Origin of the sequence: Kitasatospora sp. NPDC057904 (assembly GCF_042887925.1) — a bacterium.
In the GTDB taxonomy this organism is placed as follows: Bacteria; Actinomycetota; Actinomycetes; order Streptomycetales; family Streptomycetaceae; genus Kitasatospora.
In genome coordinates, this window is sequence record NZ_JBHVOL010000002.1 from 288,839 (window position 1) to 302,894 (window position 14,056).

At 73.1% G+C, this 14,056-nt stretch carries 18 protein-coding genes; 7 read left to right on the forward strand and 11 right to left on the reverse strand.

The window, feature by feature from the left end; all coding sequences use genetic code 11:
• Window positions 1-85 precede the first annotated feature (85 nt).
• The 3 genes from ACFVSN_RS06710 to ACFVSN_RS06720 all read left to right on the forward strand — a co-directional run bounded on the left by ACFVSN_RS06710 (window position 86) and on the right by ACFVSN_RS06720 (window position 2,367).
• Window positions 86-928, forward strand: a complete 843-nt coding sequence (locus ACFVSN_RS06710; RefSeq protein ID WP_387591481.1) for a LysR family transcriptional regulator — start codon at window positions 86-88, stop codon at window positions 926-928.
• Window positions 929-1,065: 137 nt separating this feature from the next.
• Entirely contained in the window at window positions 1,066-1,272 is a 207-nt protein-coding gene (locus ACFVSN_RS06715) for a hypothetical protein (RefSeq protein WP_387953810.1), read from the forward strand.
• Window positions 1,273-1,386: 114 nt separating this feature from the next.
• Complete coding sequence (locus ACFVSN_RS06720) at window positions 1,387-2,367, forward strand: hypothetical protein (RefSeq protein ID WP_387591477.1); 981 nt, start codon at window positions 1,387-1,389, stop codon at window positions 2,365-2,367.
• 66 nt (window positions 2,368-2,433) lie between these two features.
• Here the strand turns inward: ACFVSN_RS06720 and ACFVSN_RS06725 are convergent, their stop codons facing one another.
• The 7 genes from ACFVSN_RS06725 to ACFVSN_RS06755 all read right to left on the reverse strand — a co-directional run bounded on the left by ACFVSN_RS06725 (window position 2,434) and on the right by ACFVSN_RS06755 (window position 8,254).
• Window positions 2,434-3,279, reverse strand: coding sequence for an SAM-dependent methyltransferase (locus ACFVSN_RS06725; RefSeq protein ID WP_387591475.1), 846 nt, complete (start codon window positions 3,277-3,279; stop codon window positions 2,434-2,436).
• A 93-nt stretch (window positions 3,280-3,372) separates the two neighbouring features.
• Window positions 3,373-4,233 (reverse strand): substrate-binding periplasmic protein, encoded by an 861-nt coding sequence (locus ACFVSN_RS06730; RefSeq protein ID WP_387591472.1) that lies wholly within the window; start codon window positions 4,231-4,233, stop codon window positions 3,373-3,375.
• Between the two features lie 35 nt (window positions 4,234-4,268).
• Window positions 4,269-5,225 carry a hypothetical protein gene (locus ACFVSN_RS06735; RefSeq protein ID WP_387953811.1) on the reverse strand — a complete coding sequence of 319 codons (957 nt, stop codon included), beginning with the start codon at window positions 5,223-5,225 and terminating at the stop codon, window positions 4,269-4,271.
• A 10-nt stretch (window positions 5,226-5,235) separates the two neighbouring features.
• Complete coding sequence (locus ACFVSN_RS06740) at window positions 5,236-6,099, reverse strand: trypsin-like peptidase domain-containing protein (protein WP_387954199.1); 864 nt, start codon at window positions 6,097-6,099, stop codon at window positions 5,236-5,238.
• A gap of 63 nt (window positions 6,100-6,162) precedes the next feature.
• On the reverse strand, window positions 6,163-6,564 hold the full coding sequence (locus ACFVSN_RS06745; RefSeq protein ID WP_387591464.1) for a CU044_2847 family protein: 402 nt from the start codon (window positions 6,562-6,564) through the stop codon (window positions 6,163-6,165).
• A gap of 208 nt (window positions 6,565-6,772) precedes the next feature.
• Entirely contained in the window at window positions 6,773-7,504 is a 732-nt protein-coding gene (locus ACFVSN_RS06750; protein WP_387591461.1) for a YoaK family protein, read from the reverse strand.
• A 90-nt stretch (window positions 7,505-7,594) separates the two neighbouring features.
• Window positions 7,595-8,254: a sigma-70 family RNA polymerase sigma factor gene (locus tag ACFVSN_RS06755; protein ID WP_387591458.1), complete on the reverse strand. Its 660-nt coding sequence runs from the start codon at window positions 8,252-8,254 to the stop codon at window positions 7,595-7,597.
• A gap of 151 nt (window positions 8,255-8,405) precedes the next feature.
• Between ACFVSN_RS06755 and ACFVSN_RS06760 the strand changes: the two genes are divergently transcribed.
• Window positions 8,406-8,855 (forward strand): hypothetical protein, encoded by a 450-nt coding sequence (locus tag ACFVSN_RS06760; RefSeq protein ID WP_387591455.1) that lies wholly within the window; start codon window positions 8,406-8,408, stop codon window positions 8,853-8,855.
• A 59-nt stretch (window positions 8,856-8,914) separates the two neighbouring features.
• On the opposite strand, the gene ACFVSN_RS06765 is transcribed toward ACFVSN_RS06760, so the two are convergent.
• Window positions 8,915-9,787, reverse strand: coding sequence for an alpha/beta fold hydrolase (locus ACFVSN_RS06765; protein ID WP_387594444.1), 873 nt, complete (start codon window positions 9,785-9,787; stop codon window positions 8,915-8,917).
• A gap of 171 nt (window positions 9,788-9,958) precedes the next feature.
• Between ACFVSN_RS06765 and ACFVSN_RS06770 the strand changes: the two genes are divergently transcribed.
• Window positions 9,959-10,555: a TetR/AcrR family transcriptional regulator gene (locus ACFVSN_RS06770; RefSeq protein ID WP_387594442.1), complete on the forward strand. Its 597-nt coding sequence runs from the start codon at window positions 9,959-9,961 to the stop codon at window positions 10,553-10,555.
• Between the two features lie 122 nt (window positions 10,556-10,677).
• Here the strand turns inward: ACFVSN_RS06770 and ACFVSN_RS06775 are convergent, their stop codons facing one another.
• A complete protein-coding gene (locus tag ACFVSN_RS06775; protein WP_387594440.1) occupies window positions 10,678-11,370 on the reverse strand; it encodes a hypothetical protein in 693 nt (230 codons plus the stop codon).
• Window positions 11,371-11,589: 219 nt separating this feature from the next.
• Window positions 11,590-11,793 carry a hypothetical protein gene (locus ACFVSN_RS06780; protein ID WP_387594438.1) on the reverse strand — a complete coding sequence of 68 codons (204 nt, stop codon included), beginning with the start codon at window positions 11,791-11,793 and terminating at the stop codon, window positions 11,590-11,592.
• Window positions 11,794-12,120: 327 nt separating this feature from the next.
• Between ACFVSN_RS06780 and ACFVSN_RS06785 the strand changes: the two genes are divergently transcribed.
• Window positions 12,121-12,627, forward strand: a complete 507-nt coding sequence (locus tag ACFVSN_RS06785; protein WP_387594436.1) for a hypothetical protein — start codon at window positions 12,121-12,123, stop codon at window positions 12,625-12,627.
• Between the two features lie 19 nt (window positions 12,628-12,646).
• Here ACFVSN_RS06785 and ACFVSN_RS06790 read toward each other — a convergent pair whose 3' ends face one another.
• Window positions 12,647-13,033 carry a YybH family protein gene (locus ACFVSN_RS06790; RefSeq protein ID WP_387594434.1) on the reverse strand — a complete coding sequence of 129 codons (387 nt, stop codon included), beginning with the start codon at window positions 13,031-13,033 and terminating at the stop codon, window positions 12,647-12,649.
• Between the two features lie 108 nt (window positions 13,034-13,141).
• Between ACFVSN_RS06790 and ACFVSN_RS06795 the strand changes: the two genes are divergently transcribed.
• Window positions 13,142-14,023, forward strand: a complete 882-nt coding sequence (locus ACFVSN_RS06795; RefSeq protein ID WP_387594432.1) for a helix-turn-helix domain-containing protein — start codon at window positions 13,142-13,144, stop codon at window positions 14,021-14,023.
• The last annotated feature ends 33 nt before the right edge of the window (window positions 14,024-14,056 follow it).

The following is a 14,056-nucleotide window of genomic DNA, read 5'->3' on the forward strand; positions in this document are numbered from 1 at the left end:
CGTCCCGGCAGCCGTCCAATGCCCTTCCGTCCGCATTGATGCCGCGCGGGCATCGGTGCAGGGAGTGCATTGATAGCGTGCGGAGATGGACCTGGATCTGCGCAAACTCCGCTACTTCACCGCGGTCGCCGAGCACGGGCAGTTCGGCCGGGCGGCCCGGGAGCTGTTCATCACCCAGCCGGTCCTCAGCCGGCAGATCCGGGCTTTCGAGCAGGAGTTGGGCTGCGAACTGTTCACCCGGACCACGCGCAGCGTCGAGCTGACGGCGGCCGGGCGGCAGCTGTACGAGGAGGCGCGGCGGATCACGACGGCGGTGGACACCGCCGTCCGGCGCGTCCAGGAGGCCGCGCGGGGCGAACGGCGGCTCGTCGTCGCCTTCTCCCCCGGCCTGCACGTGTCCGAGGCGATACGGGAGTTCAGCGCGCGCCACCCGGACGTGACGGTCGACGTCCTCCCGCTGCGCTGGTGGGAACAGGACGCGCCGCTGCGCGACGGCCGCGCGCACGTCGGCTACCTGCGCCACCCCTTCGACGCCACCGGTCTGCGGACCGTCCCGATCGGCCGCGAGACCAAGGTCGCCTGCCTGCCCGCGACCCACCCGCTCGCCGACCGCACCAGCCTCACCACCGCCGACCTCGCCGGCGAACCGGTCCTCGACGCCCGGACGCGGCGGAGCTCCTCCCTGGACGAGAAGTTCGAACTCATCGCCTCCGGCCAGGGCATCGCCCTCGTCCCCCTGAGCATCACCGGCTCCTACTCCCGGCCCGACCTGCGCTACCTGCCCGTCACCGACTCCTCGCCGGTGGAAACCTGCCTGGCGGTCCCGGAGGGCGCGCAGGCGGACCCCGTACCGGAGTTCCTGTCCATCGCCACGACGGCGCTGCGCCGCGCTGCCGCCGTGGCGGCGGCGGGCCGGGAATCCGCCTGAACCGCTCGAACGCGGAATCATCCGATCGAGGGATCAACGGACCGGAATACCCGAGGTCCCAGGGGCGGGCAGTACGGTTTGTGCTCCACCGAAGCCGAGTCGAGGTGGCCCGACCGGTGCGACCCGCAGGAGGGGTATTGAGATTTCCCTGGCAACGGGGCGTCTCCGCCGCGTCCATCACGTTCGCGGCCCTGGGCGCGGCCGGTGTCATGACGACCCCGGGCTCCGCCGACGGGGCCTCCGAGCATGCGGGGCCGAGCAGCGTCCACGGACATCAGAGCGACGACGAGGTCGCCCCGCCCTGCGACGTCGTCAACTACCCTCCCGCGCCGCCCGCTTCCTGACAGGCGAGGAAAGCTCCTTCCCGGCTTTCCCATCAGTCACGGCTGCTACTTTGAGCATCATCGTATGAGTCTGGTGGCCTGACACATGGTCACCGCACGTCTCAGGGGGATGCTTTGAAGAAGTTGACGACAAGGGCGGCCACTCTCGCCCTGGCCGCCGGAGCCTTCGCGACGTTCGCGGCCGCGCCCGCCTCCGCGGCGGCGACGGACTGCGGCTCGCCCGACGTCGTGGCCTGCTTCACCTACGGCGACCAGCTGAAGCAGACGCCGGAGAACATCGTCCAGGAGCCCGACGGCTCCTTCGACGTGACGCTCTCGCTCGCCCAGCAGGTGGCCCGGGTCGGCACCGACGGCCGGGTGCGGATCCTGGTGCAGATGCCCGTGCCGGACGGCACCGGGGGCGGCACGCCGCTCGTGGGCCACCCGGTCACCATGGGCCTGGTCCGGGCCCAGGACGGCACCCTGTTCTTCCTGTACGCGAACGGCGACACGGACCAGACCGGCGTCTGGCGGCTGCGACCGCACACGACGACCCCCGAGCAGGTCGCCCAGCTCCCCAACAACAGTCTGCCCAACAGCATCGCGCTGGACGGGCGCAGCGGCCTGCTCTACATCAGCGACAGCGCCCTCGGCCGGGTCTGGACGGTGCCCACCACCGGCGGGACCCCGACCGTCTTCTCGGACGACGCCCTGCTCGCGGCCAAGGGCTTCGGCGCCAACGGCCTGAAGCTCCACCACCACGCGGTCTGGGTCTCGAACTCCGTCAATGGCACGATCGTGCGGATCCCGATCCTGCGGGACGGCCGGTCCGGGCGGCCCGAGGTCCGGGCGGACAACCTGTCCACCGTCGACGACTTCGCCTTCACCGGCCACGGCGACGAGCTCCTGGCCGCGCTCAACGGCAGCAACGAGGTGGTCCGCGTCCACCCCGGGATCCACCCCGACCACACCTACACCGTCGTCCGCAAGGACGACGGCCTGCAGAACCCCACCTCCCTGGTGATCCACGACGGCACCGCCTACGTGGCCAACGGCGCCTACTTCACGAAGACGACCCCGAACATCCTGGCCATCCACCTCGACGACGAGCACTGACACGTCGCCGAGGCCCCGACGCCCACGGCCGGTCCCCGCACCGGGGCCGGCCGCGGGCCCGGGCGGTCAGTCGCGGCCGGCGTGGAAGATGCCCCAGCTCAGGCGGCCCGCTCGGCAGGCGGCCACCCACAGGGGGAGGTTCTCCAGCAGGCCCTCCAGGTACACCGGGCCGACGAGGTCGCGCAGGGCGTCGGCCTGGCGGCGGGTCTCCTCCTCCAGCCGGACGTAGTGCGTGAGGAGCTGCTCGCTGCGGTCGTCGAAGTCCACGCCGCTCAGGCCGACTTCGGGCAGCCGCTTCTCGTAGTAGCCCGGGGTGGCGAGGCTCTCCACCTGGAGGCGCGCCACCACCTCGTACAGCGACTCGGGCGCGACGCCGTCCGCCGCCATGACGTCGGTGAACACGAGGTCGCCGTCCGGCCGCAGGACGCGGGCCGCCTCGCTCAGCAGGCGGTCGCGGTCGGGGCTGTGGCAGAACGCCTCCTGCGACCACACGACGTCGAAGTGCCCGTCGGGGAACGGGATGTCCTGGAACGAGCCGGTCACGACCTCGATCAGTCCGTCGAGCCCGCGCTCCGCGTTCGTGCGGCGGTGGCGCTCGTTCTGCGGCTCGCTGATGTTGAGCGCCGTCACCCGGCAGCCGAACGTCCCGGCCAGGAAACGGGTCGGCCCGCCGTACCCGGAGCCGAGGTCCAGCACCGTGACCCCCGGGGTCCGCAGCCGGTGCGCGACCTTCGCCGCCGCCCGTTCGCACGTCCGCCGGGACGCCGTCCCGACCGGCTCGTGGGCGTCGAGGTAGATGCCGGTGTGGATGTTCTCCCCGCCCCACACGGCGGAGTAGAACCCGTCGACCTCGCTGCTCCCGTAGTACCGCCGCACCGTCTCCACCGCGTCCGCGATGCTCTCCTCGGCCATGCCGCCGCACCCTCCTCGCACCGTTCCGCCACCTCCCCGTCACTGTACGTGAGTTGGAAGATCACTCGTGGACGAACCGGCGGACCGTCCCGGTCATTTCGCGCAGAGGTTGTCCGAGGCGCTGATCAGCGGCTGGAAGTCCTGGCGCAGGTTGTCGTCCGACACGTCGGGGCCGAAGGCGAAGTTGCTGCGCAGCTCCGTCGCCCACGCCTGGCTCTTGACGTACGCGTCGAGCCGCCCCCGCAGCCACTGGCAGGCCGAGGTGTGCCCCGGGGGCAGCGCGGCGACCAGCGTCTGCACCTTGCCGAACCGGCCGTCCGCCATCGCGTACGGGGCCTGGCCGTTCACCTTGACGTTGACGGCCATGCCGCGAAGGACGAGGTAGTCGGAGACGAAGACGTCCGCGGTGCCGTCGTTCAGCGCCTTCAGGCAGTCGTCGGGGAAGAGGGCGTCGACCGACACCTTGGGCTTGACCTCGTTGTCGATCAGCGCGCGGGCGGTGGTCTTCGCGATCGTGCAGACCCGCAGCGGGGTCAGGTCCTCCTGACGCTGCACCGCGACCGGGTGCGCGGCCAGGGTGAGGGCGCCGAGCGGCGTCTTCAGGTACGGGCCGGCGAGGTCGAAGTTCTGCTCGCGCTCGGCGGTGTCGGAGATGTCCGCCACGACGACGTCGGCGCCGTTGTGGTTGGTGTTGCCGTCCAGCAGGGCGTCCTGCCACGTCTGCGCGGAGAGCGGGACGGAGGAGTAGGGCACGCCCGCGTCGCCCAGCACCTTGGCCACCAGCCTCGGTTCGAAGCCCTGGAAGATGCCGTTGGGGTCCTGGACGGACATGCCGGGGGCCGCCGTCTTGAACCCGACCCGGACCGTCCGATCGAACGGCGCCGGCCGTTCCGGTCCGGAGGAGCAGGCGGCGAGCGCGAGCGGCAGGACTGCGGCGGCGGTCACGGCGAGCATGCGCAAACGGTGTCCGGCGATCACGGCGAAGCCCTTCAGTCCTTGAAGTCGACGGTGTGGATGTTGACCAACAACGTGCAGCCCGTCGGGCTCAGAGTCAGTTCCAGGTCCACGCTCGACTGGTTCGCGGGCACATTCGCCCGCACCACCGAGCCCGGCTTCCGGGGGCCCGACTTCCAGCCGCCGATCGTCATCTCCACGGTCGTCTCATGACACTCGCCGCTGTCCGGGTTCTTGTCGCTCAGGTTCAGCGGGATCTCCACGCGCGTGCGGCCGGCGGGAACATTTACCTTGGTGGAGAGGGTGGACGTGCCATCAACGCTCCATGAGAGCTCCTCACCGTTCCAGCGCACCGACACCGGCACCGCCGGCCGGTCGCCGCCCGCCGAGACGATCGCCCAGACCACCACCGCGAGAACGACCGCGCCGACGCCGCCGGCCGACCACCACCTGCGGCGGCTCCGCGCTTTCGGCTCCCGGGGCTCCGGTTCGTCGCCGTGGGGCGTCGGAATGGCGATCGTGACGGAGCTCGGAAGGCCGGGAATGGAACCGCAGAATTCCCGGACCTGCGCCTCCGACCCGCCGACCACCAGCCACGTGAACTCGCTCAGCGGGTCGGGTACCCCGGGCGCCGTGCTGCTCCCCCAGCCCTGCGCCAGCAGCAGACCGCCGTTGTCCAGCAGCCATTCCTTGAAGCCGTCCGGGTGCCGCGAATCGAGCACGGCGTTGAAGAACCGCAGCCAGGAGACCGCTCGTTGGCCGCCGGCGAGACGCCGTGCCTCCTCGTAGAGCGCCTGCCGGGCGGCGGGCGCGTTGCTGTGCCGGATGCACGACCGGGTGATCCGGGTGAGGTGCGTGTGCGTCGCATTGTCGAACGTGACCTCGAACTCCACGACCCCGGGTGCCTCCCGGATGCTGTGCACCAGATCGGCGCGCCGGTCCCCGTTCTCCAGCAGCGGGATCTCCTTCAAGGCCGCCGCCAGGACGTGCACCGCGCGCTCGTCAAGCTGCCGCATGTGTGCCCCCTCCGCAGCTCGTCGCGAGCAGGAGCTCCAGGTCGCCCACCGCCCGGTGCCCGCCGGCCAGCCGTCGGACCGCCCCGACCAGGGCGCGGAGCGCGTCGCAGGGGGCGAGGTTGTCCAGGCAGGCGCCGGCGATCAGTTCCAGGTGGGGCAGGGCTAGCGAGTCGCCGCGTGGGCGGATGCCCTGCTCGGCGGGGAGTGTGTCGTTGATCCGGCGGACGAGGTCGTGGCGCACCCGCTCGTCGTCCAGCGCCGGTATTCGGAACAGCGCGTCGGCCCACTCCTGGCGGCCCGCCATGCGGTTCGCGGCAGCCGGGCACGCAGCAGCCGTCGGCAGGTCCAGCAGGGCGCGCAGCTGCCCGACCGGGGTCATCCACCCACCCACCGGGTCGCCGTCGTCCTCGGTCCCCTTGACCACACCGACCACCTGCCCGCTGCCCGGAGCGACCACCATGCTCCCGCTGAGCCCCTTCCGGATCCACCCGTTCACGAGCCGGACGAAGCCGCCCGACAGCCCGGCCACCGTCAGCCGAGCGGTGTCCGGCTGCACGCCGTCCGCCGGGGTGGCCGTGGTGAAGCCGTGCGCGGAGAGCTCCGTTCCGGCCGGTGCCTCCATCGCGGCGAGGACGGCGACCGGCCGCCCCTCGCGGACGGGTGTGCGCAGCACGGCGAGGTCGGGCGCGGGGTAGTAGGCGCTGCCGGCGGGCCGGTCGGGCGGCCACAGGTCGACGGAGAGGACTTCCTCCGCGCCGAGCGCGCCGTGCACCGTGACCGGCCGGCGTCCGTGGACGACGTGGGCGCAGGTCACGACGAGTCCGGGGGCGACGAAGAAGCCGCTGCCCAGGAAGGTCGTGGCGCCGTGGCGGGGTCGTGCGGGCCGCCGGCTCTCAGGACCACGCGGGCCGCCCTACGCGGCGGTGGGGGTGCCGGAGCCGGCGCGGTCCCAGGTGAGCCGGACGTTCAGACTCGCCTCGCCGCCCGCCTCGGCCAGCACGCCGATCAGCCGCCCGGCCTGGACGGAGAGCGTCACCCCGAACTCCACCTCGAACGAGGACGGGTCGCCGCACTTCACCGCGGTGTCCTTGGCCCACTGGCCGACGGCCTGGACGGTCTCGCGCACCTGGTCGAAGGTGTGCCGCACGGCGGTGGAGACGGCGCCGGCGTCACCGGAGTCGCTTCCCGTCCGGTCGTCGCGTCCCGTCCGGGGGTCGCGGACGGCGGCGTAGACGGTCGTGCCGTCGCCGAGGTGGACCTCGATCGTCTCGGGGGTGGAACCGGTGGAGCCCGCGGAGCCGGTGGGGTCAGCCATGCACGTCACGTCCCTAGGAGGTCGAATTGCGGTGCACATGCGCCTGGTCCGGTCGCGTCCGATCAGACATGTGACTGATGAGGCGTCAGGTCCGGTGGCGGCTAGTCAGATTAGCGCATCCAACTATCCTCGCCTGCACGCACCGTGCACACCCGTCACCGGATCGTTACCGCGGACGAACGGAGCGGCCCGGGCAGGGCAGGAGTCCTCAGCCCGTCGCCGTCGGAACGTCACCGTCGGCGGGCCGGAGGCGGGGAGCACGCGAGTACAGCGCCACGACCGCCGCCTCGAAGCCGGCCACGGCGAGCAGCCCGGGACCGGCCCCGAGCCGCAGCAGCAGCGTCCCGCCGACGCCGCCGAGCAGGATGCCCGCCACCGTCGCCACCCGGCGCATCCGGGTCAGCCGGGGCACCGCCCGTACGGCCGGGCGGAACGCGAGGGTGTCCACGATCGCCTTCACCAGGGCCGTCTGCAGGACCGTCGTCGGCATGTCCGGGATCCGCGCCTGGTCCATGATCCGGCTGTGCCAGCCCATCGCGACCGCCAGGACCGGGACGAGGAGGCCCACCCCGTGCGTGGGCAGCCGCTCGGCGCCGTCGGCGGCGATGGTGCAGGCCCCGGCGGCGGCGATGAGCGCGGCCTCGGCGCCCAGCATGGACACGAACCAGCGCCGGCCCTCGCGGAGCCGGCCCACGATCACGCGATCGGCCAGCAGCACCCCGGCCGTGAACGCCCCCAGCGCCGCCGCCGGCGCGGCGAGCGGCGTCCCCGCCGTACCCGCCACCCCGAAGCCGAGCAGCAGCACGTTCCCGGTGGCGAGCGCGGCGAAGACGTGCCCGAGCCCGAGGTAGGTGATCGCGTCCACCGCGCCGGCCACCATGGTCAGGGCGAACATGACGCCGGCGATGAGCGCCTCACCGCGCCCCGGAGCGACCCTCATGCGGCCAGCCTGCCCCGGCCGTCGCGGGTGCGCCGTCCGTGCGGCTCCTTCGGGGGACGCCCGGGACTGGCGGTCCGGTCCCGCCCGGCGTCAGTCGAGGAGCCGTCGGAGCTCCGTTTGGGCCCGGGTGACGAGCGCCCTCGCGGTGTGGCCGGAGACGCCCAGGGCCCGGCCGACCTCGCGGAACGAGCGCTCCGGCTCGCCGTCCAGGCCGTAGCGCAGGACGAGCGCGTCGGCCTCGCGCCGGTCGAGGCGTGCCAGGGCCTTGCGGGCGACGGTCGCGAAGTCCCGTTCCACGGCCGAGCGTTCGGGATCGGTGAGGCCGAGGCCGGGTGCCGGCGGTTCCTCGTCCTCCTCCGGCGCGACCGTGCGCAGCTGCCGGTGGAGCGCGGCCACCGTGCCCGGCGAGATGCCGAGTGCCGCCGCCGCCAGGCCGAGGTCGTCGGCGTTGTCCCGGAGGGCGCCGCGCAGTGCCACCGTCCGGCCGACCAGGTCGGCGGGGACGACGGCCGGGAACTCCTGCTGCGCGATCGCCCGCTGGATCTCCTTCCGCACCCACGTGTGCGCGTACGCCCCGAAGGGTGCGCCGCGGTCCGGGTCGAAGCGGTGGGCGGCGATCAGCAGGCCGAGGATGCCGGACTGGCGGAGGTCCGCGCGGTCGAGGTGCCAGGTGCGGTAGCGGGCGACCTCCCGCTCGACCAGGTGACCGTGCGCGGTGACGAGCCGCTCCCGCACCTCGTGGTTGCTCATCGTGCTCCGTCTCCCCGGGTCGGGCCCACGTCCTGCTGTCACCGGGTTACCGATACCGGGCGGCACGCCGAATGCGAGGTTCGCAGCGCCGCGGTTTCCCGGTATCACCTCCGGCGACGCGAGAACCGCACCGACCCGAGAGGCCCGCACCATGTCCGACACCACTGCTTGGAAGCCCCTGGCCATCGTCCCGTACGGCGCCGTCCTGCACGTCCCGGCCGGCTGGGAGGCGATGCCGCCCGTCCCGGCGAACGGTCCGGAGATCCTGCGGGCCACCGGCGGGCCCGGCCGGAACCTGATCGTCTTCAAAGTCCCGGCCCGGGGCATGACCGCCGAAAAGGTCGCGGACGTCGCCCAGGAGAAACTGGAGGCCCACGGCTACGGCGACTTCACGCGCACCGAGGCCCGGTTCGGCGGACGCCAAGGCGTCGCGCTGGACTTCCTCACCCGGCACGGCAGCGGCGCCGTCATCTACCGCACCCGGGAGTACTTCGCCGTGCGCGGCAACGCCGCCTTCATCCTCGGCATGGGCAGCGCGACCTGGGACGAGCACCTGCCGCTCATCGAGGAGATCGCCGCGCGGTTCGAGCTCACGGACTGACGCGCCGCGGCGGCCCGCGGAGGACCCCCGTGCCTCCGCGGGCCGCCGCCGGCCACCGGCTACCGGCTACCGGCCGTCAGCCGGTCAAGCTCGTCGGCGATGTCCGTCCACCGCTCCTCCGGCAGGTTGTGCCCCATCCCCGGGTAGCCGACGAACCGGGCGCCCGGGATCCGCGCCGCCACCGCCCGTCCTCCGGCCGGACGGACCAACGGGTCGTCCTCCCCGTGGATCACCAGGGTGGGCGCGGCGATCCCGGCCAGGCCCGGGGCCGGGAAGCGGACGGCACGCGAGGCGGCGAGCTGGCGGCGGCGGGCCGTCGGATCGTGCGGGTGACGGGCGTGGCACTCGGCGGCCACCGCGCGGGCCTGTTCCTCGGGGAAGCGGGCCCCGTCCGGGTAGGTCAGCCGCAGCACGTCCACGGTCCGGCGGATCTGGCTCGCCCGGTCGTCCCCGTACCGGCGGAACGCCAGCTTGAACGGGCGCAGCAGGTGGATGTACGCGAGGGCGCTCGCCGGCCGGTCGACCGGGATCGACAGCATGGAGGTCAGCGTGCGCACCCGTTCGGGCGCGGTCGCCGCGAGGTACTGGCCGAGCCCGGCGCCCATGGACGCGCCGCAGAGGTGGGCGTCGCGCCAGCCGAGCGCGTCCAGGACGGCGAGCGCGTCCCCGGCCATGTCGACGGCGGTGTACGCGGTGCCGCGGTGCCCGGTGAAGTGCGTGGACAGGCCGCTGTCGCGGTGGTCGTAGCGCACCACCCGGTAGCCCCGCCCGGCGAGCAGGCGGCAGAAGTCCGTCCACCACCACAGCATCTGGCCGTCCAGGCCGGCGATCAGCAGCAGCGGCCGCCCGTCCGGTTCGCCGAACGCCTCGTAGGCGATCTCCACCTCGCCGTTCCTCGCCACCGCGCGCTCGTACGGGACTGACACGACCATCGGGGCCCCCTCGCCTCGCCGATTTTCACCATGCACTCGCATGGTAAAAGCCGCCGCGTATGCTTGGCAATGCACCCGCATTGCCAAACTGCGCCACTGCGCCACTGCCGGACTGCCGGACCGCCGCAGTACCCGACCACCAGACGGATCGTCACGGGAGAGCCGCCGCCCATGCCCAAGCAGGTCGACCGCGAGGAACGCCGCCGCCACATCGCCGCCGCCCTGCTGCGGATCATCACCACCCGCGGCCTGGAGGGCGTCAGCCTGCGCGACGTCGCCGCCGAGGCCGGCGTCTCGATGGGCGCGGTGCAGCACTACTTCGCCACCAAGGACGAGATGCTGCGCTTCGCCATCGAGTACAACCACGAGCTGCTCACCGCGCGCTTCGCCCGCCTCTTCGCCGGCGACCGGATGCCCACCACCGTGCGGGAACTGCTCCGCCGGCTGCTGGTCGAGCTGCTCCCGCTGGACGAGCAGAGCCGCGACGGCGCCCGGATGGGCGCGGCCATCCTCGCGCGCGGCGCCGTCGACCCGTCCGTGCGCGACGTCGTGACGATGGTGTACGAGGGCGCCACCGGCTTCCTCGCCCAGCAGCTGAGGCTCGGCCAGGAGCGCGGCGAGCTCCCCGCCGACCTCGACCCCGACCACGCCGCCCGCGCCCTCCACACCGTCGTCGAGGGCCTGCGCTGGCCCGTCCTCTTCGGCGTCTACCGCGAGGCCGACGCGCTCGCCGTCCTGGACGAGCACCTGGACCGGCTCTTCGGCTAGGGCGTTTCAACCGGCGTGGTGAACCCTGCGCCCGCCCGGAGCAGGTTTCCCAGCGGGCGGTTCGCCGAGAAACCTGCTCCGACCTGCGTGCGGTGCGGGCGGGCACCGGGAGATGACGCGGGCTACTTGCGCTGGAGGTTGACCGCGTCGTCGCGGACCCAGTCGTAGTGGCCGCCCTGGCCCTGCGGGGTCTCGTAGAAGATGTGGCCGTCCCACTTGGTCGCGCTGCCGGTGAGCTTGACGCACTGGTCCTTGCGCCACCGGCTGCCCAGGTTGGTGAAGCCGCCGACCTCGTTCCAGGTCCGGATCCAGTCGGTCCGCTGGCGGTTCGGCTCGCCGTAGACGCGGATGTCCGCCCGCCAGGCGTCCGCGAGGTCCTTGGTGACCCTCGCGTCGCAGTTCACGTTCTCCGCGACGTCGCGCAGCTGGTCCAGGTCCACGAGGTAGGACTCCACGTAGCCGCCCTCGCCCCTCCTGACCACCGCCTTGGCGAACTGCTTGTACACCGCGCCCTTGTCGTTCTCCTTGGCGATGCTCCAGTAACCGTCCCATCCGGTGTACCAGCCGGGGGCGTACTTGTTCTCGTCCAGCTCGATGAGACAGGTGTCCTTCGCGACGCTCCGGACCGTGCCCTGGGCCCGGCGGTAGCTGCCGTCGGCGTGGCTCAGGTAGGAGACCGCCTCCACCTTCGTCCACCCCGCGCAGGCCGCCGCGCCCGTCCCGGCCTGGGGCCGGGCGACGGCCTGCGTGCCGCCGCCCAGCACGAGCGCGGCGGCGACGGCCACCACGGCGGCGATCGGGACCTTGGTATTCACCACAGGAACTCCTTGCATCTGATGAAGTGTCAAACACGCAGCGCAGCAAGCAGCACCGAGATCGAAGAACCGCGGCGCCCTGCGGGGCCGGCCGCGGACAGCGATCTGGGCCGCCCTTGCCGTGAAGGGCGGCCCAGTGACCGCACGGTGCGCCCGGCTTCCCCGCGTAGTCGCGTGCCGGTCAGCCGCCAGGCGCCGGGGCGGTCACGCCTCGGCCTGTCACTCCGGCAGGGGCTTGACGATCGTGTGGGTGATGACCTGTCCCTGGATGTGCTTGACCTCGAGCTTCTGATGGCCGACCGGCTGGGCGGCCTTGACGGCTGTCGGCTTGGCGGCGGTCTCGGCGGCGGCGGTCTCGCCGGCTTCGGGCTCGCCGGCTTCGGGCTCGTCGGCGGTGGTCTCGGTGGGCTGGTCGTCGGCCATGGACGGGCTCCTTCTGTCATGCGCGGATCGGACTTGGTCGATCTTCCCCGGCGGCGACGCGGAGTAACCGGTCGAATACCGGCCAGGCGGGCGCGGTAGTGGCCTGGACGGTTCGTCGAACGGGCACGAGCGGCCGCCGTCCGGGGCACGGTGTTTCCACAGGACCCGCCGGGCCGGGTCACCCGTGCGACGGGTCCCGCAGGACAGCGGGAGGCCCGCCGACCGAGCATGGGGGCGTGCGGCGAGCGCGTCCGGTCCCGCACACCCGACTGCGGGCCCGCCGCGTCCCACCGGCGGCCGCCCCGGCCAGACCCCCAGGAGTCCCCGATGACCCCGCTGCCCACCGTCGCCGACGGCATGAGCGCGCCGGAAACCATCACCGCGCTGCGCACGCTCCTCGACGAGCACGCCGCGACCATCGCCCACCACCCCGCGACCGTCGACCGCATCCGGGTGCTCGTCGCGGAGATCGCCGCCTTCCCGTCCCGCGACGGGTCCAGGGGTCGCGCAGGCATCAGCACCGACACCGGCACCGGCCACCGGAGCGCTCCCGGCGGGCCCTCGCAGATCGACGCCGTGCTCGACCGGCTGATGGCCCGGACCGGCCCGCTCAGCCGCGACGCCGAGGTGACGGAACGGGTCCGCCGCCTCCACCGCGCCGTCACCGACGCCGCCAACGCGGCCCCCGGCACCGACACCCTCTCCCAGCGCGAACGTGCCTCGGCCCTCGCGCTCCTGGACCTCCTGATCGCGCGGGCCCCGGAGATCGGCGCCGACCCCGGGGCCACCGAACGCGTGCACACCCTCAACGAGGCTGTCAGCCTGGAGAACTGACCACGGAAGCGCCGACGGCTCAGGCGGTGCCGAGCGGGTTGAGGAGCGCGAAGCGCCAGGTGCCGTCGTACGGGTCCTGGCGGGCGATGTTGGCGGTGATGCCGGTCCGGGCGGTCCGCCCGCCGCCGGGGGTGTCGACCTCCAGGGTCCAGTCGTTGACCAGCAGGGCACTGCCCGCGCCGACGAGCGTGTGCCGCCGGACGTTCGTCAGCTTGCCGTGGACGGCCACGGTGCCGCCGAACTCCGCACGCAGCGCGTCGGTGCCCGCGATGAACTCGCCGGCCACCGTGCGCATGGCCGCGTCCGGGGCGAAGAGGGTCAGGACGGTGTCGACGTCGCCGGCGTTCAGGGCGTGCTCGAACGCGATCGGCAGTTGCGCGGGGTCGGTGATGACGGGGACGGACATGGTGAAAATCCTCACGTGTCGTAGTGGTGACGCTGACGGCCCTCGGCCGCCGTGCCTCCACGATCCCGCCGGGGCCGCCTCCCCGGCGAGGTAGAGTCGGGACTCGCCATGGTCGAAAACGGACACCGCGACGTCATCGAGATCGCCTACGACAACCCCGACCCCGCACACCCGGGGGTCGAGGTCCTGGCCTTCGAGGCGCTGAAGCAGCGCCTGAAGAGCTCCGTCGCCCGCCGGCCGAGCCGGCTCGACTTCCACCAGCTGGTGCTCGTGCGCGGCGGCGAGGGCACCGCGATGGTCGATTTCGTCCCGCACCCGTGCACGCGCGGCACGCTCCTGCACCTGCGCCCCGGCCAGGTGCAGCGCCTGCCGTCCGGCGCCGACGGCCGCCCGGCGGCACTCGACGCCGTCCTGCTCCTCTTCACCGCCGACTTCCCACCGCCGCTGCCCGCGACGCACGCCGCGCTCGACGGCTTCGGCCCGGTCGCGTGGCAGCTGCCGCCCGGTGAGTTCGGCGCCTTCGAGCGGGCGGCGGCGGAGCTGGAAGCCGAGTACGCGGCACTCCGGACCGGCGCGGCCCCCGCCGGCCTTTCGAGCGCGCTGCTGCGCCAGCTCCTCGGCGCGTTCCTCATCCGCATCGCCCGCCTCCCGGGCCCCACCGGCGAACCCTCCCCCGACCTCTACCTCGCCTTCCGGCGCGAACTGGAACGGTCCTTCGCCACCACCCGCTCCGTCGAGGAGTACGCCGCCCGCCTCGGCTACTCCCCCCGCACCCTCACCCGCGCCTGCCTGGCCGCCACCGGCCGCACCGCCAAACAACTCGCCGACGCCCGCGTCGCGTTGCAGGCCCAGCGCCTCCTCGCCCACACCGACCTCCCCGTCGCGACCATCGGCCGCACCCTCGGCTTCGGCGAGCCCACCAACTTCGGCAAGTTCTTCACCCGCGAGACCGGCCGCACCCCGGGCACCTTCCGGCGCGCCCAGCGCTGATCCGGCGACAGGTCAGGCTGCTTCGCATCCGCT

What these genes read in the sequence shown, in the direction of transcription:
- ACFVSN_RS06745 (WP_387591464.1), bottom strand. Translation starts at nt 6,564, where the DNA reads ATGGCTGACCCCACCGGCTCCGCGGGCTCCACCGGTTCCACCCCCGAG.
- ACFVSN_RS06765 (WP_387594444.1), bottom strand. Translation starts at nt 9,787, where the DNA reads ATGGTCGTGTCAGTCCCGTACGAGCGCGCGGTGGCGAGGAACGGCGAG.
- ACFVSN_RS06710 (WP_387591481.1), top strand. Translation starts at nt 86, where the DNA reads ATGGACCTGGATCTGCGCAAACTCCGCTACTTCACCGCGGTCGCCGAG.
- ACFVSN_RS06785 (WP_387594436.1), top strand. Translation starts at nt 12,121, where the DNA reads ATGACCCCGCTGCCCACCGTCGCCGACGGCATGAGCGCGCCGGAAACC.
- ACFVSN_RS06770 (WP_387594442.1), top strand. Translation starts at nt 9,959, where the DNA reads ATGCCCAAGCAGGTCGACCGCGAGGAACGCCGCCGCCACATCGCCGCC.
- ACFVSN_RS06750 (WP_387591461.1), bottom strand. Translation starts at nt 7,504, where the DNA reads ATGAGGGTCGCTCCGGGGCGCGGTGAGGCGCTCATCGCCGGCGTCATG.
- ACFVSN_RS06725 (WP_387591475.1), bottom strand. Translation starts at nt 3,279, where the DNA reads ATGGCCGAGGAGAGCATCGCGGACGCGGTGGAGACGGTGCGGCGGTAC.
- ACFVSN_RS06755 (WP_387591458.1), bottom strand. Translation starts at nt 8,254, where the DNA reads ATGAGCAACCACGAGGTGCGGGAGCGGCTCGTCACCGCGCACGGTCAC.
- ACFVSN_RS06790 (WP_387594434.1), bottom strand. Translation starts at nt 13,033, where the DNA reads ATGTCCGTCCCCGTCATCACCGACCCCGCGCAACTGCCGATCGCGTTC.
- ACFVSN_RS06780 (WP_387594438.1), bottom strand. Translation starts at nt 11,793, where the DNA reads ATGGCCGACGACCAGCCCACCGAGACCACCGCCGACGAGCCCGAAGCC.
- ACFVSN_RS06795 (WP_387594432.1), top strand. Translation starts at nt 13,142, where the DNA reads ATGGTCGAAAACGGACACCGCGACGTCATCGAGATCGCCTACGACAAC.
- ACFVSN_RS06730 (WP_387591472.1), bottom strand. Translation starts at nt 4,233, where the DNA reads ATGCTCGCCGTGACCGCCGCCGCAGTCCTGCCGCTCGCGCTCGCCGCC.
- ACFVSN_RS06760 (WP_387591455.1), top strand. Translation starts at nt 8,406, where the DNA reads ATGTCCGACACCACTGCTTGGAAGCCCCTGGCCATCGTCCCGTACGGC.